Source organism: Mesorhizobium sp. M0184 (genome assembly GCF_040322215.1).
GTDB lineage: Bacteria > Pseudomonadota > Alphaproteobacteria > Rhizobiales > Rhizobiaceae > Mesorhizobium.
Genome location: NZ_JAMYSZ010000027.1, coordinates 1 through 18,397 on the forward strand (window position 1 = coordinate 1; position 18,397 = coordinate 18,397).

Below are 18,397 nucleotides of genomic sequence, written 5' to 3' on the forward strand. Positions count from 1 at the left end.
CATCACAAGGTGTCCACCTATTTTGGTGGACACCTCATGCATCAGAGCACTCAACAGCAAAAGGTGCGGGGAAATTCGCGCTTACCTTGGAGATATCCCGCCTTACAAAGGAATTCCTACCCATGATCGCAGTCGGCCCGAACCAGTCATTGCACAAATGCGTTGCCTCGGATCGGGTTTACTGGCCCATTTGATTTGACGGCCCAAAGTTGCCTCCTCTCCGGTGCTCGCGAAGCGGGTTATGAGGTCGGACGTCGATCCTGCGATCACAGTGGTAAGCCTTGCCGAGATCAGACACGATTTCAACCTCGCAAAGAGCATTCGTCGGACCCACCATGGAAAATCTGATGTAGGCATCCGCAAACCAGCTATGCGGCATCTCATTCGCATCCATAAGCCGCAACACCGCTCCTTGATAGTAGGTAGCCGAGGCGCCAAATTTGGAGCACTCAGACAACGTTGATCCCCTCTGCAACTGTAGCCGCAACTCCCGTTGACCGGATTCCGTCAGAAAGGTTGCGTATTGCCCCAAGGCCCAGTAGCCATCCAGGTCGTTGTATCTACTGACAAAGCTTTCAAGAATATCGTGGCAAATTCCCCTAAATTGCTTTCTTCTCGGCATTGAAAATCCAACACAGGCGCTGCGCGACAATCTTATGGCTTGAAGGGAAGCATATCGAAATGTTTCGCAGTATCAACGGCCTCAAATCGTCGCCACTGACTGGTAGTGACGCACGTTGCCATAAGGTTCAGCGGCCAATGGCATCTGACACCGAGCGGCCGAATTATCCGAGCAATGTGTGAGGAGCACATCGCTTACAGTAAGACTGCGCTTGGACATGATGATCTCCTCGATCTTTGAATGAGGCGATCATTCGCCTCTGGAGATCAGTCGCGGCGCGGCAGCGAAAGGTTCGGAGGTTCTGAGAATTCTTAGTGAGCGGTTCTTAGTGATTTTCGTGTTGATTGGTGAGTAGTGAGAATTCGCGGTTTCACTACTCACTCTCTCGCTCAGCCCATGCCGGTGATATGGCGAAGCCAGAAGGCGAGCGCGATGAAGCCGACGATGGTGGTGACGCCGGTCCAGTCGATATTGGCGTGCTTCAGGTCCTTGATGAGCTTCACCAGGAGAACCCAGGCCACGACGACGAGCGGGAGAATGATGACAAACCTGATCATGCGACTGCCTCGCTGATGCGATTGCACCTTCCATCAATATAGGAAGCGAATTGGCCGTTTTCAGGACGCCCCGGCGGCAGAACCGGCGCGTTCGCCGGGAACCGAAAAACGGAGTTTTGTCTTTACTGGCGCATCAAATATGGTAACCGAAGCGCCGTGCCCTTGTAGCTCAGCTGGTAGAGCAGCGGTTTTGTAAACCGAAGGTCGGCGGTTCGATCCCGTCCGGGGGCACCAGCAAGCAAGGATTGCTTGCGAGGACTTCCCAACGCGCATCGATATCTGGTCATCCCCGATTTCCACAGGGTCGGGCCGTCAAGAGCGGTGGCACATCAATTCAAACGCATATAACTGCATCGGAAACCATGGGAGTTTCCGTTGGAGCAGAAACGCACGACCGCCCCCTTCATCAACGGGATGTTTGGCGGCCTTATCGTCTTCGCCTTCGCGTTCGGTTTTCGTTTGCTGACAAGTCCCGACCCCGATCCAACATCAAGAGCAACGACAAGCCTTTCCGTACTGGCCTTCGCCATTTGTTTCGGCGCAGCCTTCCTGCGCGAGCACCGACGCCAGATTGCCGCCGCCAGAGAATATCTTAGCCGCCCAAGAACGTTTTAGGGCCACGCGTTCCGTCCCCGTCGGGGAACCACAAACGTCGCGTGAAATTGCCGGCTTAATCTGACGCCAGATTGCACTTTGGCATCTCATACCAAGAGACGCCGAGCCCATTAGTGCCTAGCCCTTACAGCCATCATTTCGGCCTCTCTCCGGCTCCGGGCCATTTAACAGCATTCGATTAAATTGCCCCTGTGTATATTAGCACTCGCTCAATTAAGCGCGCCGACAATGCCCCGTGTGGCGGGCCAAACCAACGGGTGTTGTCATGCGAAGTGATTTCGCCGCGGCGCGCGAGCTTTTGGAGTGCGCACAAAACCGCCTCTGCGGCGCAGATGAAACGAGCCGACGCGTCAACGAGGTCCTCGACGCGCTGATTGAAGAAATAGCCATCGCGGAATTCCGCAAGGCGCCACTGACGGTCGTGCCGTTTCCGCGTGCGCGGCCTCCCAAGCATGTTCGGTAGAGCGCTGATCGCCCGCGTCGCCGAAGAGCCGGCAGCTGGTGTTTCCGCAATCGCCTGTTCGAGCGTCGTTGAACGATCAATCGGTTGACGATAAAGTTGCTGGACACCGGTGCTCTGAACCCGGAGCTGATCCATGTCACACTGCGGAGATGTCTACGAGAACAAGGTGACCGGCGAATATGCCGTCATCCTGCGTGGCACAGAAGACCGCGGCCAGGGACCTGGCATCGCTCATCTGACCGCCCGGCCGGGAGCCGCAGTGGTGGGCGAGCACTTCCACCCGAACCTGACGGAACGGTTTACCGTCCTCCGTGGCCGTCTCGACGCTTGCATCGCCGGGAAGACTTTGTCCCTGGAGCCTGGCCAATCCGCCACGGTCGAAGCAGGCGTCGCACATGATTGGTGGAACAGCAGCAAAACCGAAGAAGCGCATGTCCTGGTCGAAGTCGACCGGGCGCCAGGTGCGGACAATGTCGACCCGAACCGTTTCGAGCTGCTGATCGGCATGCTCTTCGGCCTGGCCAATGCCGGCAAGGTGGACAGAAAAGGTAGACCTTCGCCGCTTCAGGCAGCAGTCATCGCCAGGGAATTTGCCGACGTGATCGTCTTCACGCACCCGCCACCTGCGATTCAGCGAGTGGCGCTGGCGATCCTGGCGCCACTCGGCCATCTGCTCGGCTATCGCGCGATCGACCCGGACTACTGCAAGCCGCACGGGCATGTCACGCCGGCTCCTGAAATCCTCGCTCGAGCAGGCCTAGTAGCCGGATGATCGGGGTCCATATTGGGCGCCCGGCATTTTTGTCGGCAGGATGCTGCCATGTCGCGAACTCTGATCGTCGTTGGTCTCAGCATAGTCGCCATAGGCCTGCTGTGGCCTTGGTTGGCCCGGACCGGCCTTGGCAGGCTGCCCGGCGATATCGTGATCGAGCGTGAGAACTTCAGGCTTTATGTCCCTATCACGACGGGGATACTGGTCAGCATCGTGCTCTCGGCCATTCTATGGCTGATCAACCGGTAGGCGATGCTCCGGCTGCGGCGATTTGTGTTGCAGGCCCAACTCGCCCTTGATCTTCTTACACTCCGATCGCCGCCACCAATATCCTGTTCTGCCTGCGTATCGCCGTGCGCAGTTCGGCAATCCTCGCCTCCTCGCGCTTCACGAATTCGATGAACATCATGTTCATGTTGTTGAAGATGAGTTCGCCGAGTGCCGGCCCGTCGATGTCGCGACGCACCAGGCCGAGCGCCTGCAGGCGGACGATCAGCGCGCGGATCTGCTCGGTCAGCGCGCGGTCCAGCCCGGTATAGGCCTGGCCGAACGGGCTGTCGGGCAGCTGCGTCGAGATCGCCATCGCCTGCCGCCACATCTCCTTGCTGAGATAATGCAGCGAATGTTCGATATAGATGCCGAGCAGCGTATCGAGAGCGTCGCCGACATTGGCCGGCGGGTTGGCGACGACGCCGCGCCCGGCATTCAGCACCTCGTTGACCTCCATCGAGACGATGGCGCCGAGGATGTCGCCCTTGTTCTGGTAGTAATTGTAGATGGTGCCGACCGAGACTTCGGCCTGCGCCGCGATGGTCTCGATCTTGGCGCCTTCATAACCGGCATCGCGGAAAAGCGCCGCCGCCGCCTCGATGATGCGGCGGTGCCGATCCGCCTTCTGCCTTGCCCGCAATCCGCTCATAACGGCTGTTTGCCACAAAAACAGAATTGACTCAATTTTAGAATTGGTTCAATTTTTCCTACAAGCCAAAAAGGCAAGGGAGAACACTCGATGTCCGTCAATCCAAAGACCCCCAATCCAACCGTCAGGAATCCGCTTTCCGTTCTGAAGAGCCATCTCCAAGGCGCGTGTGCCGCGGCAGCACTGCTGCTGGCGGCGGGCAGCCTCGCTCAGGCGCAGGATCTCAACGCGCTGATCTGGTGCGATCACGCCGATCCGGCGCTGCTGCAGCCGTTCGAGGAAGCGAACGGCGTCAAGGTCAATGTCAAGGAGTTTGAAGGCACCGGCGCCGGCCTGGCCATCGTCGATCAATCACAGCCCGGCGACTGGGACGTGATGGTGATCGACAGCATCGACATACCGCGCGGCGTCGAAAAAGGCCTGTTCGAGCCGCTACCGGAAGACAAGCTGCCGCTGGCTGACCTGTTTCCGCAGGTGAAGATGGATAGCTCCACCGTCGTCGACGGCAAGCGTTACGGCATCACCGAAAAGTTCGGCTACAACACGATCGGCTACAACAAGACCAAGGTCGACCCGGCCGACATGCAGTCAATGGCGGCGCTGACCGGCGACAAATACAAGGGCAAGATCGCCATCTACGATTATTACCTGCCGGTCATCGGCATGGCCGCACTGGCGATCGGCAAAAAGACCGCCGACCTGACCGAAGCCGACCTTCCCGCCATCAAGGAAGAGCTGCTCAAAATGAAGGCCAATGCCAAGCTGGTCGGCGAAGTGACCGCCAGCCAGACGGCGCTGGCGACCGGCGAGGTCGACATTCTGGTCGGCGGCGGCGAATGGGTGACGGCGGGGCTGGCCAAGGAAAACCCTGCCCTCGACTTCTCGATCCCGAAAGAAGGCGCCGTGCTGTGGTCGCAGTCGCTGGCAATGTTCAAGGATTCCAAGAACAAGGAGCTGGCGCTTAAATTCATCCAGTACATTATGAGCCCCGAAGGCCAGGCGCGGCTCGCCACCTCGTCCTGCTATTGGGGCATGCCGGCCAACAGCAAGGCGGCGTTGAGCGACGAGCAGAAGAAGATCCTGCGCTTCGACGAGCAGCCGGAATTCCTCGCCCGCGCCCAGTCCTATCCTGCGCCGAACGCCGACCTCGACAAGAAGATGCAGGACGTCTGGACCGAAATGCTGCAGGCGCAATGACCGGCTGCCGGTCGTGAACGCCGTCAACAGTGGGCGTGCCCTGCCCTGGGCGCTGGTCGCGCCGGCGCTCGGCTGGACGCTGGTGTTTTTTGTGCTGCCCTTCGTCGCCATGGCGGTATCCAGCCTGACGGCACATGAAGGCGGCGGCTTCACGCTGTCCAACTACAGCCAGTTCTTTGCCAATCCGTCCTACTGGCAGGCGATGGTGAACTCGCTGCAGGTCACAGCGATCGTCACCGTGATCTCGGTGCTGCTTGCCTATCCTTTTGCCTGGATCCTGGCCGAACAGGTGCCGGAGCGCTGGCAGCGGCTGGCGCTGATGCTGGCGGTGCTGCCGTTCTGGACCTCCTATGTCGTGCGCTCCTATTCGTGGCTGCTGGTGCTGGCGCAAAACGGCGTCGTCAACCGCGCACTGACAGGCTCTGGCCTGTCCAGCGAACCGCTGCAGCTCGCTAATACTCGGCTGGCCACCATCACCGGCTTCGTGCATTTCTTCGTCATGCTGTTGACGCTGACGATCTTCGCCAATCTGAAGCAGCTTAGCCCCAGTTATCGCAAGGCCGCCGCCGACCTCGGCGCCGGGCCGGTTCGGACTTTCCTGCATGTCGTTCTGCCGCTGACGCTCCCCGGTATCATGGTCGGCGCCTTCCTCACCTTCGTGCTGTGCATCGGCGACTACATCACGCCGCAGATCCTCGGCGGCAACAACGAGCTTTTGATGCCGCAGCTCGTCATGATGCAGATCGGCCGGCGCGGCGACTTTCCGCTCGCTTCGGCGCTGTCGATCATCCTGATGGCGGTGGTCACCGTTGCCTATCTCGCCTGCTCCCGCTGGCTGAAGATCGAGCGGGCCTGACCATGCGCGCGCTCATCCGCCTCGTCTCCGGCCTTTACGCCATCGCAATCTACGGCTTTATCTTTCTGCCGGTCATCGTTCTGGTGCTGTTTTCGCTGCAGGCAACCTCGTTTCCGATCCCGCCCTTCACCGGGCCTTCGCTGCGCTGGTACGAGGCCGTGCTCGCCGACACGCGGCTGACTTCGGCTCTGGTCAATTCGCTGCTGGTGGCGGTCGTCTCCTCGGCTGCCGCCGACACGTTGGGCTTTCTCTCCGCCTGGGGTTTTGCGCGCTTCGCTTTGCCGGGCTCGGGCCTGATGCGCGGGCTGATCACCTTGCCCTTGACCGTCAGCTATCTCATCATCGGCATGGGGCTGCTGGTGCTGTTCAACTGGGCCGGCGTGCCGAAGTCGCTCACTGCCGCCGGCATCGGCCACGTCGTGATCAACCTGCCGCTCTGCTTTGCCATCGTCTACAGCCAGATGGGCGACCACCAGATCAACATCGAGCGCGCCGCGCGCGACCTCGGCGCGCCCGAATGGAAGGTGCTGCTGCTGATCACCGTGCCTGTCATGGCACCGGCGATCTTCGCCGGTTTCTTTCTGTCGATGACCTTCTCCTGGGACGAATTCGTCATCTCGTTCCTATTGACGCGCTTCGATACGACGCTGCCGGTCGAGATCTGGAACCTGCTGCGCTCCGGCCTCAATCCCAAGACCAACGCCGTCGGCTCGCTGGTCTTCGCCGTCTCCATCGTGCTGGTGGTATTGTTCGAGCTGATGCTGTTGCGGAGGAAGCCGGCATGAGTGCGCCACTGGTCGATATAAGCTCCGTCTCGCATCGCTTCGGCCAGCATACCGTGCTGAAGAACGTCTCGCTGACGATCGAGCCTGGCAGCTACACGATCCTGCTCGGGCCGTCCGGGTCCGGCAAGACGACGCTTCTGTCCATCCTCGGCGGCTTCGTCACGCCGAGCGAAGGCAAGGTGCTGATCCGCGGCGAGGACTGCACTGCCGTGCCACCGGCGAAGCGGCCGACGACGACCGTGTTCCAGGACTACGCGCTGTTTCCGCATATGAGCGTCGGCAGCAATGTCGGCTTCGGCCTGCGCATGCGGGGTGTCGATGCCGCAACCCGGGCAGCAAGGGCGCGCGAGGCGCTGGCGCTGGTTGGGCTGGCCACTGCCTTCGACAAGAAGCCGCACCAGCTTTCCGGCGGTCAGCGGCAGCGCGTGGCACTGGCGCGCGCCCTGGTGGTCGAGCCGGCGGTGCTCCTGCTCGACGAGCCGCTCGGCGCGCTCGACCTGAAATTGCGCCGGCAGATGCAGGATGAATTGAAGGCGATCCAGAAACGCGTCGGCACCGCCTTCATCCACGTCACCCACGACCAGGAAGAGGCGATGGCGCTGGCCGATCATTGCGTGGTGATGAATGACGGGCGCATCGAGGACGAAGGGCCACCCGAGCGCGTCTATGCACGGCCGGCGACGCGCTTTTCCGCGACCTTCATGGGCGAAAGCACGCTGTTATCGGGAACGGTGACCGAGGCAAAGAGCGGCAAGATAACCGTCACCACGAAGCTTGGGCCGCTCTCGCTGCCCGGCACATTGCCGGTCGGCTCGACCGTTGCGCTGGCCGTCCGGCCGGAGCATCTTGTTCTCGGCGCTGCCGGCGGTGCTGTGGCGCTCGGTACGGCCAAGGTCAGCGACGTCGTCTTCCAGGGCAGCTTCAAGCGTGTGCTGGGGACCTCCACGACCGACCCGGCGCTGCACTTCATCGCCAAGGTCGCGGCAGCATCGGCCGTCCAGCCGGGCGACGTGGTCGCGGTATCGTGTGATGCTGGCGACATCATCCTGCTTGCGGACCAAACATGAGCACGCTTCCAATCATCGACGCTCCTGACTGGTACGAAACTATCCGCATGGGCGATGGCGTGACGCTGATCCACGAGCCGTGGATCAAGCCGTTCTTCCGCTGCAACATCTGGCATGTGCGCGGCCGCGACCGCGATCTTCTGTTCGACACCGGCCTCGGCCATTTCAGCCTGCGCCGCCACGTGCCGCTGGTCACGGAGCGCAAGCTCACCTGCGTGGCCAGCCACACCCATTTCGATCATATCGGCTGCCATCACGAATTTCCCGACCGCTGCGTGCACCCGGCCGAGGCCGAAATCCTCGCCGATCCACGCAACGAATGGACGGTTGCCGACCGCTATGCCACCGACGAGATGTTCGACGGCATGCCGCAAGGCTGGGACACGAAGCGCTACCGGATCCTGCCCGCACCAGCCGGCCGGTTGCTCGAACAAGGCGACGTCGTCGACCTCGGCGACCGTGCCTTCGAGGTCATCCACACGCCCGGCCATTCACCCGGCGGCATTGCGCTCTACGAAAACAGGACGGGCATCCTGTTTTCCGGCGACATCATCTATGACGGCCCGCTGATCGACGACGTCTATCACTCCGAGATCGACGATTATGTCGAAACGCTGCTGCGCATGCGCGATCTCGATGTCTCGGTCGTGCACGGCGGCCATTTCCCGAGCTTCGGCAAAGTCCGCTATCGCCAGCTTGTCGACGAGTATCTCGCGCAAAAGCGCCAGGCCGGCTGCCATCTGTTGCAAGCCCGATAAGCACTGGCGCTGTGGCGTCAAAGCGCCCTTTGCGGACAGGGTGTCCCCGCCGCGTCGCCGCAGCGTGAGGCCGTGGGCTCGGGTCTAAAGCTCTTTTCCTCCGACTGGCGCACCAATTCCGCGAAAGCCAGGGCAAAACTTGCCAGCATCAGGAAGACAATAATCAAGCGTGCCAGCGGCAATAGATCGGCCTCGACTGGTTAGCCCCACGCCGCCCGTCCGCTGCCGGCTAACATGATCGATCCGGCTTTACGAGAGTTTAAGGCGGGCCTTAACCATCACATCATTTTGTCCTCCGACATGATGCGCGAGCGCGCCTTGTTTGGTCGCCATCTCCAGGCACCTCCCTCCCTTTGCAGAAATGCCCACCCATGCTAACCCGGCGCTGGCGCGGCCCAGCAACCGGTCGCCGCCAATCGGTCGCCAGACGGTCGTCGCCAATCGGTTGTCGTAGAGAGCCATGAGCAAAACCGCCAGCCGTTTCGCCTTCGTCTCATCCGGTACAGCCGACGCCAATGCAGCGCTGGAAAGCCTCTCTGCACGTTACGGCCAGGCGTCCGTCGAAGAAGCCGGGATCGTCGTGGCGCTCGGCGGCGACGGCTTTCTGCTGCAGACCCTGCGTGAGACGATGAGCACGGGAAAGAAGGTCTACGGCATGAACCGTGGCACCATCGGTTTCCTGATGAACGAATACCGCGCCAGCGGCTTGACCGGGCGCATCGCGGCGGCCGTTGCCGAAACGATCCGTCCGCTGGAGATGCAGGCGGTGACGGCCGAAGGCGAGACGATTTCGGCGCTCGCGATCAACGAGGTCGCGCTTTGGCGCCAGTCGTACCAGACGGCCAAGATCCGCATCACCGTGGATGGGCAAGAGCGGCTGGAGGAATTGCACTGCGACGGCGTGATGATTGCGACGCCGGCCGGCTCGACCGCATATAATCTGTCGGCGCACGGGCCGATCCTGCCGCTCGACGCTCCGCTGCTGGCGCTGACCCCGGTCAGCCCGTTTCGTCCGCGCCGCTGGCGCGGCGCGCTGCTCTCCAACAAGGCGATCGTGCGTTTCGACATTCTGGAGCCGGAAAAGCGGCCGGTGAATGCCGCCGCCGACCACACCGAGGTCAAGGCGGTGACGACGGTCACGGTGAGGGAATCGCCGACGGCAACGGCGACGCTGCTGTTCGATCCCAACCATTCGTGGAACGAGCGCATTCTCGCCGAACAGTTCAGGTATTGAGCCGGCGCAGCGGCCACTGCGCAAATTAAGCATCGCGATTAAGGTTACGACTTCACAATCGCGCCAATGCCGCCCGTTTGTGTTGACAAATCGTGGGCTTGCGCCTACCTGCAATACCAATCTTGCAGGCGCGCGGCGCTTGCCGCGACTGCGTATGTTGCGCCCCCGAACCAGCCAAAGACAGCCAAACTTGTCCTCAGACACCCAGATCGCTCAAGAAGCGTTGACCTTCGCAGACCTCGGCCTGTCGCCGAAGGTTCTTTCCGCAGTTACCGATGCCGGCTACACCGAGCCGACGCCGATCCAGGCTGGTGCTATCCCGCACGCCTTGCTCGGCAAGGACGTGCTGGGCATTGCCCAGACCGGCACCGGCAAGACGGCGTCCTTCGTCCTGCCGATGCTCACCCGGTTGGAAAAGGGCCGCGCCCGCGCCCGCATGCCGCGCACGCTGATCCTCGAGCCGACGCGCGAGCTCGCCGCGCAAGTCGAGGAAAACTTCGTCAAATACGGCAAGAACCACAAGCTCAACATCGCACTGCTGATCGGCGGCGTGTCCTTCGACGAGCAGGACAAGAAGCTCGAGCGCGGCGCCGACGTGCTGATCGCGACGCCGGGCCGCCTGCTCGACCATCGCGAGCGCGGCAAGCTCCTGCTCAACGGCGTCGAGATCCTCGTCATCGACGAGGCCGATCGCATGCTCGACATGGGCTTCATCCCCGACATCGAGCGTATCTGCGAGATGATTCCGTTCACCAGGCAGACGCTGTTCTTCTCGGCGACGATGCCGCCGGAAATCACAAAGCTCACCGAGAAATTCCTGCACGCACCGGTGCGCGTCGAAGTGTCGAAGGCAGCATCGGCCGCCACCAACATCATCCAGCGGCTGGTGAAATCCGGCCCGAAACCCTGGGACAAGCGCGAGACGCTGCGCAATCTGATGAAAGCCGAGGATGCCGAGCTGAAGAACGCCATCATCTTCTGCAACCGCAAGATCGAGGTATCGGAGCTGTTCCGCTCGCTGCTGAAATATGACTTCGACGCCGGCGCCCTGCACGGCGACATGGACCAGCGCGCGCGCATGCAGATGCTGGCCAATTTCCGTGACGGCAAGCTGCGCTACCTCGTTGCTTCGGATGTCGCGGCGCGTGGCCTCGACATTCCCGATGTCAGCCATGTCTTCAATTACGACGTGCCGATCCACGCGGAGGATTACGTCCACCGCATCGGCCGTACCGGCCGCGCCGGGCGCTCGGGCAAATCCTTCACCATCGCGACCAAGTCGGACACCAAATACATCGACGCCATCGAGCGGCTGATCGGCACGAAGATCGAGTGGCATGACGGCGATTTGTCGACGGTCGTTGCCAGCGAAGGCGGCGAGGATGAGGCCCCGCGCCGTGGCCGCGGTGCGCCACGCCGTGCCGGCCGCAAGGACGACGCCAAGGACAGGGGCGAGCGCAAACCGCGTGAACGCCACGCCAAGCGCAGCGAAGAAGCAGCGCCAGAAGCAGTTAGCGAGGAACAGCCGGTCGTGGCCGAAGCCACCGTCGCCGACATCGACGAGCGGCGTACCCGCAAAGAGGCGATCCGCTCGGAAAACAGCGAGCGCCAGGCTTCACCTGAACGCAAGGCTTCGCCCGATCGCAACGAACGGCGCGCGCCGGAACGGGGCGACACCAGGCCGCAGCGCGAGCGCCCTGCCCGCCAGCGCCAGGAAGACAATGACGCGACCGTCGGCTTCGGCGACGACATGCCGGCCTTCATGCGGATCGTCGCCAAGGTCTGATGCTGCAGGGCTCGCGCGTCGCGCCGACGCGCGAAGCACCGAAAGCTGCGTAAGACGGCCTCGCTTCGCGCTGATACTGCGTTAGTCCCGCAGGCCCGCCTTGCGAAGGCCTTCGATATATCTGCTGCGATCGTCCGGTCGATAAAACGGCGGCAGCACCTCGGCGAGATTCGAAAGCCGCAGCGAGGGATCGAACTCGCAAAGCCGGGCCATCATTTGCTGCGCTTCCGTTAGGCGCCCCGCAAGGGCATGACCCGCCGCCACTACACGCATTGCGCTCACGTAGTTCGGCTGGTGCCGCAGCGACTTTCCCGCCCAAGCGACGGCGTCATCGTAGTGGCCTGCACAAAAATGAGCGAGCCCGGTGTTGAACTGCCAAGCGAACAGGCGTGGATCCAATGGGCTTAGGCGCATGGCAAGCGCGGCGTGCTCGATGGCCTTGCCTGGCTCGCCCAAGCAAGCCCTCACCCAGCTGCTGACGCCCAAAGCAGCGGCCAAGTTCGGGTTGAGAGCGAGCGCGCGATCGATGCAAGCCGCACTATCATCAAGGTCGCCGCCTACATAGCCGAGGACGTATCCACCGTAGGAAAGCGCAATTGCATCGTCCCTTCCGAGTTCGACCGCTCTCCTGGCCAGTCGAGTAGCTTCGGCAATCTCTTCTGCACGGTCGACCATCCAGCCGTTGCTTTTTCGGGTAGCGTAGCACCGCGCCGCCCGCGCATGGGCTATCGCGAACTCCGGGTCACGGTCGATCGCCTTCATGAAGAGGCGCAAGGCGTCGTCAATGGCCGATCTACTAGTGATCGTTCGGTCAAAGGCCGCCAGTCCGCGGAGATAGTAGTCATAAGCATCGAGGCTTTCTGTCGGTTTGCGTTTGGCACGCTCGATCTCAGCCTCCTCCATTTTCGGTGTGATTGCGCCGACGATGCTCGAGGCGACCTGGTCCTGCAGATTGAAAACTTCGGCGAGCGTTCCATCAAAACGGTCGGCCCAGAGATAGGCCCCCGTCGAGGTGTCGATGAGCTGCCCGGCGATGCGCAGGCGGTCGCCCGCCCGGCGAACACTTCCCTCGACCACATAGCGCACGCCCAGCTCACGCCCGACCTGCTTTATGTCTATGGACCGTCCCCTGTAGGTGAAGCTCGAATTCCGTGCGACCACGAACAGGTGACGAAAGTGAGCCAAGGCGGTGACAATGTCTTCCACCATGCCGTCGGCGAAATATTCCTGCTCCACATCACCGCTTAGATTCTGAAACGGCAGCACCGCAATCGACGGCTGGTCGTCGCGCCTCGTCGGGGCCGCCAGAACCTGCGCCAGTGATGCGGCGCCAGAGCTTGGCTCCGGCCGCTGACGTTCAGTTCTTTCACGGGACTGCAGGGAAGCCGCAAGTGAGCTTGTCTGCTCCTCTGGGTCCGCATTCAGATGTTTTTTTAAAGCTGCCCGACACAGCTCGAACTGGCGCAAGGCCGCGTTTTCGTGACCTCGATGAGCGTGGATGCGGATAAGCGCCCGATGGGCTGCCTCCGCCGTCGGATCCGAGGCGAGCAATCTCTCCGCGAGCCCTTCGCAGGCCGTCTCTTCCGCTGAGCCGGGTGCGGGCAGCGCCAGGCTCAGCCGATCGACCAACTGCAGCGCCTTGCGCTGATACTTACTCAGAAAGGGTCCAAACCACTCGTCCAGTTCGTCAGGAATCGTTTGCCCGGCAAGCAGCTCACCGCGATAGAGATCCGCAGCGAAGGCGAGATCGGTGGTCCGGCCCTCCTCCAGCTTCCGGTCGAACACCGAGATGTCCGCCTCATCCGGACCGGCAATCAGCACGACGGTCTCCTGATCCCCATCGATGTAGACGGTGGCATCCAAGCTGGCCGGGAACGAGCGCCTAATGTCGACAAGCGCTTGCCGCAGACTATTGCGGGCCTGCCCATTGCTTCGCCCCGGCCAAAAGGCTTCGGAAAGCTGCTCGCGACGATGGCCGCGGCGGCCTGCGAGAACCAGAGCAGCAAAAAGAAGCGAAGTCTTGCGTGTGGCGAACCGGACGGGCCGTTGCTCCGGGGAAGCAACCTCGAGGCCACCAAGCAACCGGATGCGCACAAATCGTCTCCAGACTTCGACCGCAGCGACAGAATAGCATCTCGGCGGATCGATTTAACACCGATTTAACGGCGGATCGTCGGACTCCTCCCAATTGTTCACGCACAGCCGAACAGCCCGAAAACACCTGCGTGGCACGCTCCCACCCGCAAACTCGAAACGGGAGACTAAGAAATGGCTCACACGGGAACTCGCGCCGGCAGCAGCGCGTCCAAACGCCGCTTGCTTGGGTCTGGCCTGAAAAGCGCAGCAATGATGATCACTGCCTTCACGGGGTGGCGGCGGACCGTCGCAAGACGCAGGGCATTGGCAAATTTGACGACCGATCAGCTGAATGACATCGGCCATTCGGAGGTCCATCAACCCGTGGTCAACGCCGCCAAGGCAGTTCTGATCACGAACTTGATGTCGATGAGGTAAGATCGGCGCTCAAATTGGTTTTGCGCCCTAAAGGTTCTTGAGCTCCAGGCGGGATGCCAGCAGGTCCAGAAAAGCGCGAACTTTGGCGGAGGACGACCTGCCCTCCGGCCACACGGCGTGTATCGGCACCGGTACCGGCTCGAATTCGGTTAGAACCAGTTCCAGGCGGCCATCGTCCACGAGGTGTTTTATCTGCCAAAGCGGCGAGTAGCCCAGACCCAATCCGTGAACCGCGGCCGCATAGATGGATATCATCAAATTCGACCGGAAAGTGCCAGCGACCTTCACCGGCCGGGGCTTGCCTTCAATCTGAAACATCCATTCGCCCGGGCGACCATCGACCGTTCGTACGATGCAATCATGCCGAGGCAATTCAAGCGGATGGGCCGGTCGGCCGCGTTGCAGAAAGTAGGCAGGTGCGCCGAACACGACACGCCGCAACGCCCCCAGCCGCTTCGCACGTAAATTGGAATCCGGCAAATTGCCGATCCGGACCGCCAAATCGAGACCCTCGGCATCAAGATCGACAAATTCATCGGAAAGCTGGAGGTCAACCTCAACCCGGGGATATGTCCGCATATAGTCGGCGATAACCGGCACGAGGAAGTCCGGGCCGAACAGAACAGGGGCACTCACACGCAGGATGCCCGACGGCTCCGACCGTCGGTTGGCCGCCTGAAGCCTGGCTTCGTTAATTTCCTCGACGGCGGGTTTGATGCGCTGGAAAAAGGCCGCTCCGGCTTCGCTCGGCGTCGAGCGGCGTGTCGTCCTGTGCAGAAGCTCGACCCCGATGGATTCCTCCAACGTTGCCAAGGACCGGCTGACCGACTGCAGCGAGCGGTTCAGCCGGCGTGCGGCAGCCGTCAGGCTGCCATGCTCGACAATGGCAATGAAGGCTTCGAAATCATCTATCCGGCTCATCGCTCATCGCTCATTCTCCCGACAATCGGGATAAACTATCGCAAACTCGATCAATTGTAACGCAGTTCGCTAGATTTTATCTTCTCTGCACAGGCCGAAAGGCAGACTCGAGGGAAGGAGATCATCATGCGAACACCCAGTCCAACGGTCATGGTCGTAGGCGCCGCAGGCCGCGTTGCCGGTTTGGTGGTGCCTGAACTCGTCGGCCGCAATGCCAGGATTCGGGCGCTTGTTCGTGACGCCGCGAGTGCCGAAAAAGCCCGGAAAGCCGGCGCATCCGAGATCGCGATCGGAGATCTGCGCAACCATCGGAGCCTTGAGCAGGCCGTGAAAGGTGTCGACGGTGTCTTTCACATCGGACCGGCCTTTGCTCCCGACGAAGCCGCCATGGGGGTTGCCATGGTTGAGGCGGCGGCGCGAGCAGGCGTTCGAAAATTCGTCTTTTCGTCCGTGATCCAGCCGACCAATACGAGGCTGGAAAACCATGCAAGCAAGGTACCCGTCGAAGCTGCCCTCTATTCGACGAACATGGAATACACCGTTCTGCACCCGGCCAATTTCATGCAAAATATCGCGCCGGCCTGGCCGTCCGTCGTCGAGCACGGCGTTTTCGCCGAGCCGTTTCCAAGGACGGCGAAGCTCGCCCGCGTCGACTATCGCGATGTGGCTGAAGTGGCGGCAATCGCACTGACCGAAGCGCGTTTGTCCTATGCGACCCTCGAGCTGTGCGCCGACGGTATGCACAGCCGCGAAGAGGTCGTCGCCATGATGAGCGAAGCGCTTGGCCGGCCGGTTTCGGCCGGCGAGCCGACATTTCAGGACTGGGCGGCGAAGGCCCGCCTTCCCTATACCGACCGGCAGTTGCAGATGCTGGCCAAAGTACACAGCCACTACGCCAAATACGGCCTCGGCGGGAACAGCCTGACGTTGCGTGCCGCGCTTGGCCGCGAGCCGCGTTCGCTGCGAAGCTTCATTCGGGAATTGGCGCTGCAGGCGGCATATGCCGCCTGATCGTCCTCACAGTAACGCTGACGCATATTTTTTGATTGGGAGATTTCGATGCAAGCATCACCGGATCGAGCCTTCAAGTTGAGAAAGCTGCCGCCCTCCTACGGCGCGGTGGTGATGCCGTTGGTTCTTTCGATTCTGATGTCCTCGATTGTCTCGGCGGTTTCGACGGCAATCGGCGCAGGCTGGACGAACGGGTTCATAGTGGCCTGGAGCTATGCGTGGGGCGCTTCATGGCTTGTTGCGTTTCCCAGCCTGCTGATTGTGCTTCCGATCGTGCGCCGGATCGTTGCCGCAATTGTCGATCAGCCGGCCCGGTCCTGATATCGCGAACGAAGGGCCCCGGCGGCCGGTGGTCCGGCATAACCATTAGAGCGGCCCCTTGCGGGGCCGCTCTCGGTTCATGTGCTTGCCTCAGGTAAGCGGCGACAGCTGGATCTCGACGCGGCGGTTCTGAGCCCGGCCGGCAGCCGTCGCGTTGGAGGCGATCGGACGCGTCTTGCCGAAGCCGGTGACGGCGAAGCGGCGGGAATCGACGCCCTGTCCGGACAGATAGTTGGCGACCGCCAAAGCACGGCGCTGCGACAGGTCGAAATTGTGCTCGTCGCCGCCGGTCGAGTCGGTGTGGCCGAACACGTCGACCGTGGTCTGCCGGAACTTTTTCAGCACAAGGGCAACCGAATTCAGCACCGGATAGAAACCGGCCTTCACCGCGTCCTGGTCGACGTTGAAGGTGATGTCGGACGGCATATTGAGGATGATCTGGTCGCCGGTGCGGGTGACGCTGACGCCGGTGCCCTGAAGCTGTCGGCGCAGTTCGGCCTCATTCTGGTCCATGGTGGCACCAATGGCACCGCCGGCAAGCGCGCCGATGCCCGCGCCGATCAGCGCGTTGCGGCGGTCGTTACCGCCGGCAAGCATGCCGAGCCCGGCACCCGCCAAAGCACCGAGACCGGCGCCGGCAGCGGTGTTGGAAACCTTCTGTTCCCCGGTGTAGGGATCGGTGGTGCATGCGCTCACGAGCACAGCCGTCGCCACGATGGCGAGCACAATCTTTTTCATATGGTGGTCCCTCTCCATTCCACGGCCGCGCAACGGCGCACCGCATCAGCCCCTTCCAGCGACTTGTACCATGAAATGCGGCGAAAAGCGGACCAGCAAAAGCCGTTGCCGCGGCTTTCCCCGGCTCAATTCCACATGCCTGCAGCGGCTCGCGCGACCACCCCAATTCGACCGGCTACCAGAGATTCTTGCCGTCGATGACCACCACTTCGACCTTGTCGAGATCGAAATCGTCGAACAGCCGCGAGTTCACGCTGATCTTCGGATTGTCGAAATTCGGCTCGCCTGTCGACCAGTCCGGCGTTTCGGTGAAGGTGCCGCAGCCGCAGGTGGCGCAAAAACCGTGTTTATGGTTTTCGATCCCCACTGGTAGAATGAAACATTCTCCGGCGGGCTGGTAAGCCTGAATTGCGAAGGGGTGTAATAGGCCCACAACGAACCGCGTTTCGAACAGAAGGAACAGGTGCATCGCGTCACTGTCTGCGGCGCTTGCGAAACCTCGAACGTCGTCGCCTTGCAGTGGCAGCTTGCCTTGATGGTCATGAATTCCCTCACAATGCCGCCGCCCCGTACGGCAAAGGCAGCATAAAGAAACGCTCCTGACAACTGCCGGTCAGCAGGCTTGTGAGCCTGCGATGCACAGATCGAAGGCCCATCGATCCAAAACCGCTGCACGCGCTCGGGTCAGCCCGTGGGCAAGCTTTTGGGCGTCATGCGCTAGTAGGACGATGGGGGCACAAACAGGCAGATGGTCTTTCCGTCATTGGCACCGGCAACGGAGCACCAATGATATTCGCCGTCGGGCGAATTCTTGATCCGCTTGTCGCTATAGGCCACGACTTCCCCGGTTCCTTTGATGACATAACCCTCGGGACGTTCGCTGATCGATGTCTGAGAGACCTCGCGGCAATCATAGCCCGAGCAGCAGGAGAACGGATAGCTCCAGCCTTGCGGCATTGCCGCGGTCGGCTTGGCATCATGCGCCAGAGCAGGCGCCGCAAATGGAATGGCGGCAGCAATCAAAACCACTGCCGCGACAAGTGAATTCAGGAGTCGGCGCGCCGTGCGGGCGACTGGGGCCGGTCTGGTTGTGAGAGCAGGCATGAGCGCAGTTCCTATCAACGGTTGTCAAGCATTTCGCTTGCCCGTTCCCGGAACGTGTCTTCCCAGTGGCCGGATCGTCAGGTCGCAGATACGCCGCGTCCGGCCATAAATGCTTTTTTCCTCCCCAGCGCATGAATGCTGGGCTGATTCCTTGGTT

General features: G+C 61.5%; 20 protein-coding genes, 1 tRNA gene and 1 pseudogene. 14 read left to right on the forward strand and 8 right to left on the reverse strand.

The window, feature by feature from the left end; translation table 11 throughout:
- Positions 1 to 1,011: 1,011 nt before the first annotated feature.
- Positions 1,012 to 1,179: a hypothetical protein gene (locus NKJ23_RS26045; RefSeq protein ID WP_352649049.1), complete on the reverse strand. Its 168-nt coding sequence runs from the start codon at positions 1,177 to 1,179 to the stop codon at positions 1,012 to 1,014.
- 158 nt (positions 1,180 to 1,337) lie between these two features.
- Here NKJ23_RS26045 and NKJ23_RS26050 point away from each other — a divergent pair.
- A tRNA-Thr gene (locus NKJ23_RS26050) sits at positions 1,338 to 1,413 on the forward strand.
- Between the two features lie 141 nt (positions 1,414 to 1,554).
- The gene (locus NKJ23_RS26055) at positions 1,555 to 1,794 is read left to right on the forward strand and encodes a hypothetical protein (protein ID WP_352541361.1); all 240 of its coding nucleotides are present in this window, start codon (positions 1,555 to 1,557) and stop codon (positions 1,792 to 1,794) included.
- Positions 1,795 to 1,972: 178 nt separating this feature from the next.
- Here NKJ23_RS26055 and NKJ23_RS26060 read toward each other — a convergent pair whose 3' ends face one another.
- Positions 1,973 to 2,392, reverse strand: coding sequence for a hypothetical protein (locus tag NKJ23_RS26060; RefSeq protein WP_352683311.1), 420 nt, complete (start codon positions 2,390 to 2,392; stop codon positions 1,973 to 1,975).
- On the opposite strand from NKJ23_RS26060, the gene NKJ23_RS26065 reads away from it, so the two are divergent.
- Together NKJ23_RS26065 and NKJ23_RS26070 are read left to right on the forward strand one after the other, a co-directional pair.
- Entirely contained in the window at positions 2,391 to 3,029 is a 639-nt protein-coding gene (locus tag NKJ23_RS26065) for a cupin domain-containing protein (protein WP_352472779.1), read from the forward strand. The two genes, NKJ23_RS26060 and NKJ23_RS26065, sit on opposite strands and share 2 nt — an antisense overlap.
- A 48-nt stretch (positions 3,030 to 3,077) precedes the next feature.
- Positions 3,078 to 3,278 carry a DUF2905 domain-containing protein gene (locus tag NKJ23_RS26070; RefSeq protein WP_023679908.1) on the forward strand — a complete coding sequence of 67 codons (201 nt, stop codon included), beginning with the start codon at positions 3,078 to 3,080 and terminating at the stop codon, positions 3,276 to 3,278.
- A 55-nt stretch (positions 3,279 to 3,333) separates the two neighbouring features.
- On the opposite strand, the gene NKJ23_RS26075 is transcribed toward NKJ23_RS26070, so the two are convergent.
- Entirely contained in the window at positions 3,334 to 3,948 is a 615-nt protein-coding gene (locus tag NKJ23_RS26075; RefSeq protein ID WP_352472778.1) for a TetR/AcrR family transcriptional regulator, read from the reverse strand.
- Positions 3,949 to 4,038: 90 nt separating this feature from the next.
- Between NKJ23_RS26075 and NKJ23_RS26080 the strand changes: the two genes are divergently transcribed.
- The 7 genes from NKJ23_RS26080 to NKJ23_RS26110 all read left to right on the forward strand — a co-directional run bounded on the left by NKJ23_RS26080 (position 4,039) and on the right by NKJ23_RS26110 (position 11,631).
- On the forward strand, positions 4,039 to 5,145 hold the full coding sequence (locus tag NKJ23_RS26080) for a polyamine ABC transporter substrate-binding protein (RefSeq protein WP_352683313.1): 1,107 nt from the start codon (positions 4,039 to 4,041) through the stop codon (positions 5,143 to 5,145).
- 13 nt (positions 5,146 to 5,158) lie between these two features.
- Positions 5,159 to 6,001 (forward strand): ABC transporter permease, encoded by an 843-nt coding sequence (locus NKJ23_RS26085; RefSeq protein ID WP_352683315.1) that lies wholly within the window; start codon positions 5,159 to 5,161, stop codon positions 5,999 to 6,001.
- Positions 6,002 to 6,003: 2 nt separating this feature from the next.
- Entirely contained in the window at positions 6,004 to 6,786 is a 783-nt protein-coding gene (locus NKJ23_RS26090; RefSeq protein ID WP_352683317.1) for an ABC transporter permease, read from the forward strand.
- Positions 6,783 to 7,853, forward strand: coding sequence for an ABC transporter ATP-binding protein (locus tag NKJ23_RS26095; RefSeq protein WP_352683319.1), 1,071 nt, complete (start codon positions 6,783 to 6,785; stop codon positions 7,851 to 7,853). The genes NKJ23_RS26090 and NKJ23_RS26095 overlap by 4 nt, the downstream gene beginning before the upstream one ends.
- Complete coding sequence (locus tag NKJ23_RS26100; protein WP_352636981.1) at positions 7,850 to 8,611, forward strand: MBL fold metallo-hydrolase; 762 nt, start codon at positions 7,850 to 7,852, stop codon at positions 8,609 to 8,611. The genes NKJ23_RS26095 and NKJ23_RS26100 overlap by 4 nt, the downstream gene beginning before the upstream one ends.
- A gap of 460 nt (positions 8,612 to 9,071) precedes the next feature.
- A complete protein-coding gene (locus tag NKJ23_RS26105) occupies positions 9,072 to 9,845 on the forward strand; it encodes an NAD kinase (RefSeq protein ID WP_023679915.1) in 774 nt (257 codons plus the stop codon).
- 190 nt (positions 9,846 to 10,035) lie between these two features.
- Positions 10,036 to 11,631: a DEAD/DEAH box helicase gene (locus NKJ23_RS26110; protein ID WP_352451079.1), complete on the forward strand. Its 1,596-nt coding sequence runs from the start codon at positions 10,036 to 10,038 to the stop codon at positions 11,629 to 11,631.
- 81 nt (positions 11,632 to 11,712) lie between these two features.
- Here NKJ23_RS26110 and NKJ23_RS26115 read toward each other — a convergent pair whose 3' ends face one another.
- A complete protein-coding gene (locus NKJ23_RS26115) occupies positions 11,713 to 13,725 on the reverse strand; it encodes a BTAD domain-containing putative transcriptional regulator (protein ID WP_352683321.1) in 2,013 nt (670 codons plus the stop codon).
- Between the two features lie 174 nt (positions 13,726 to 13,899).
- On the opposite strand from NKJ23_RS26115, the gene NKJ23_RS26120 reads away from it, so the two are divergent.
- Complete coding sequence (locus NKJ23_RS26120) at positions 13,900 to 14,145, forward strand: hypothetical protein (RefSeq protein ID WP_352683323.1); 246 nt, start codon at positions 13,900 to 13,902, stop codon at positions 14,143 to 14,145.
- A gap of 27 nt (positions 14,146 to 14,172) precedes the next feature.
- Here NKJ23_RS26120 and NKJ23_RS26125 read toward each other — a convergent pair whose 3' ends face one another.
- Positions 14,173 to 15,066 carry a LysR family transcriptional regulator gene (locus tag NKJ23_RS26125; RefSeq protein ID WP_352683325.1) on the reverse strand — a complete coding sequence of 298 codons (894 nt, stop codon included), beginning with the start codon at positions 15,064 to 15,066 and terminating at the stop codon, positions 14,173 to 14,175.
- A 126-nt stretch (positions 15,067 to 15,192) separates the two neighbouring features.
- Between NKJ23_RS26125 and NKJ23_RS26130 the strand changes: the two genes are divergently transcribed.
- Together NKJ23_RS26130 and NKJ23_RS26135 are read left to right on the forward strand one after the other, a co-directional pair.
- A complete protein-coding gene (locus NKJ23_RS26130) occupies positions 15,193 to 16,077 on the forward strand; it encodes an NmrA/HSCARG family protein (RefSeq protein WP_352683327.1) in 885 nt (294 codons plus the stop codon).
- Positions 16,078 to 16,125: 48 nt separating this feature from the next.
- A complete protein-coding gene (locus NKJ23_RS26135; RefSeq protein ID WP_352683329.1) occupies positions 16,126 to 16,398 on the forward strand; it encodes a DUF2798 domain-containing protein in 273 nt (90 codons plus the stop codon).
- A gap of 90 nt (positions 16,399 to 16,488) precedes the next feature.
- Here the strand turns inward: NKJ23_RS26135 and NKJ23_RS26140 are convergent, their stop codons facing one another.
- From NKJ23_RS26140 to NKJ23_RS26150, 3 genes and pseudogenes are all read right to left on the reverse strand, one after another.
- Entirely contained in the window at positions 16,489 to 17,136 is a 648-nt protein-coding gene (locus tag NKJ23_RS26140; protein WP_352683331.1) for a YiaD family glycine zipper/OmpA-like lipoprotein, read from the reverse strand.
- 175 nt (positions 17,137 to 17,311) lie between these two features.
- Positions 17,312 to 17,679: pseudogene (locus NKJ23_RS26145) on the reverse strand (GFA family protein).
- A 174-nt stretch (positions 17,680 to 17,853) separates the two neighbouring features.
- Complete coding sequence (locus NKJ23_RS26150) at positions 17,854 to 18,240, reverse strand: hypothetical protein (protein ID WP_031212810.1); 387 nt, start codon at positions 18,238 to 18,240, stop codon at positions 17,854 to 17,856.
- Between the last annotated feature and the right edge of the window lie 157 nt (positions 18,241 to 18,397).

What these genes read in the sequence shown, in the direction of transcription:
- NKJ23_RS26045 (WP_352649049.1), bottom strand. Translation starts at nt 1,179, where the DNA reads ATGATCAGGTTTGTCATCATTCTCCCGCTCGTCGTCGTGGCCTGGGTT.
- NKJ23_RS26065 (WP_352472779.1), top strand. Translation starts at nt 2,391, where the DNA reads ATGTCACACTGCGGAGATGTCTACGAGAACAAGGTGACCGGCGAATAT.
- NKJ23_RS26060 (WP_352683311.1), bottom strand. Translation starts at nt 2,392, where the DNA reads ATGGATCAGCTCCGGGTTCAGAGCACCGGTGTCCAGCAACTTTATCGT.
- NKJ23_RS26070 (WP_023679908.1), top strand. Translation starts at nt 3,078, where the DNA reads ATGTCGCGAACTCTGATCGTCGTTGGTCTCAGCATAGTCGCCATAGGC.
- NKJ23_RS26075 (WP_352472778.1), bottom strand. Translation starts at nt 3,948, where the DNA reads ATGAGCGGATTGCGGGCAAGGCAGAAGGCGGATCGGCACCGCCGCATC.
- NKJ23_RS26080 (WP_352683313.1), top strand. Translation starts at nt 4,039, where the DNA reads ATGTCCGTCAATCCAAAGACCCCCAATCCAACCGTCAGGAATCCGCTT.
- NKJ23_RS26090 (WP_352683317.1), top strand. Translation starts at nt 6,004, where the DNA reads ATGCGCGCGCTCATCCGCCTCGTCTCCGGCCTTTACGCCATCGCAATC.
- NKJ23_RS26095 (WP_352683319.1), top strand. Translation starts at nt 6,783, where the DNA reads ATGAGTGCGCCACTGGTCGATATAAGCTCCGTCTCGCATCGCTTCGGC.
- NKJ23_RS26100 (WP_352636981.1), top strand. Translation starts at nt 7,850, where the DNA reads ATGAGCACGCTTCCAATCATCGACGCTCCTGACTGGTACGAAACTATC.
- NKJ23_RS26105 (WP_023679915.1), top strand. Translation starts at nt 9,072, where the DNA reads ATGAGCAAAACCGCCAGCCGTTTCGCCTTCGTCTCATCCGGTACAGCC.
- NKJ23_RS26120 (WP_352683323.1), top strand. Translation starts at nt 13,900, where the DNA reads ATGGCTCACACGGGAACTCGCGCCGGCAGCAGCGCGTCCAAACGCCGC.
- NKJ23_RS26125 (WP_352683325.1), bottom strand. Translation starts at nt 15,066, where the DNA reads ATGAGCCGGATAGATGATTTCGAAGCCTTCATTGCCATTGTCGAGCAT.
- NKJ23_RS26130 (WP_352683327.1), top strand. Translation starts at nt 15,193, where the DNA reads ATGCGAACACCCAGTCCAACGGTCATGGTCGTAGGCGCCGCAGGCCGC.
- NKJ23_RS26135 (WP_352683329.1), top strand. Translation starts at nt 16,126, where the DNA reads ATGCAAGCATCACCGGATCGAGCCTTCAAGTTGAGAAAGCTGCCGCCC.
- NKJ23_RS26140 (WP_352683331.1), bottom strand. Translation starts at nt 17,136, where the DNA reads ATGAAAAAGATTGTGCTCGCCATCGTGGCGACGGCTGTGCTCGTGAGC.
- NKJ23_RS26150 (WP_031212810.1), bottom strand. Translation starts at nt 18,240, where the DNA reads ATGCCTGCTCTCACAACCAGACCGGCCCCAGTCGCCCGCACGGCGCGC.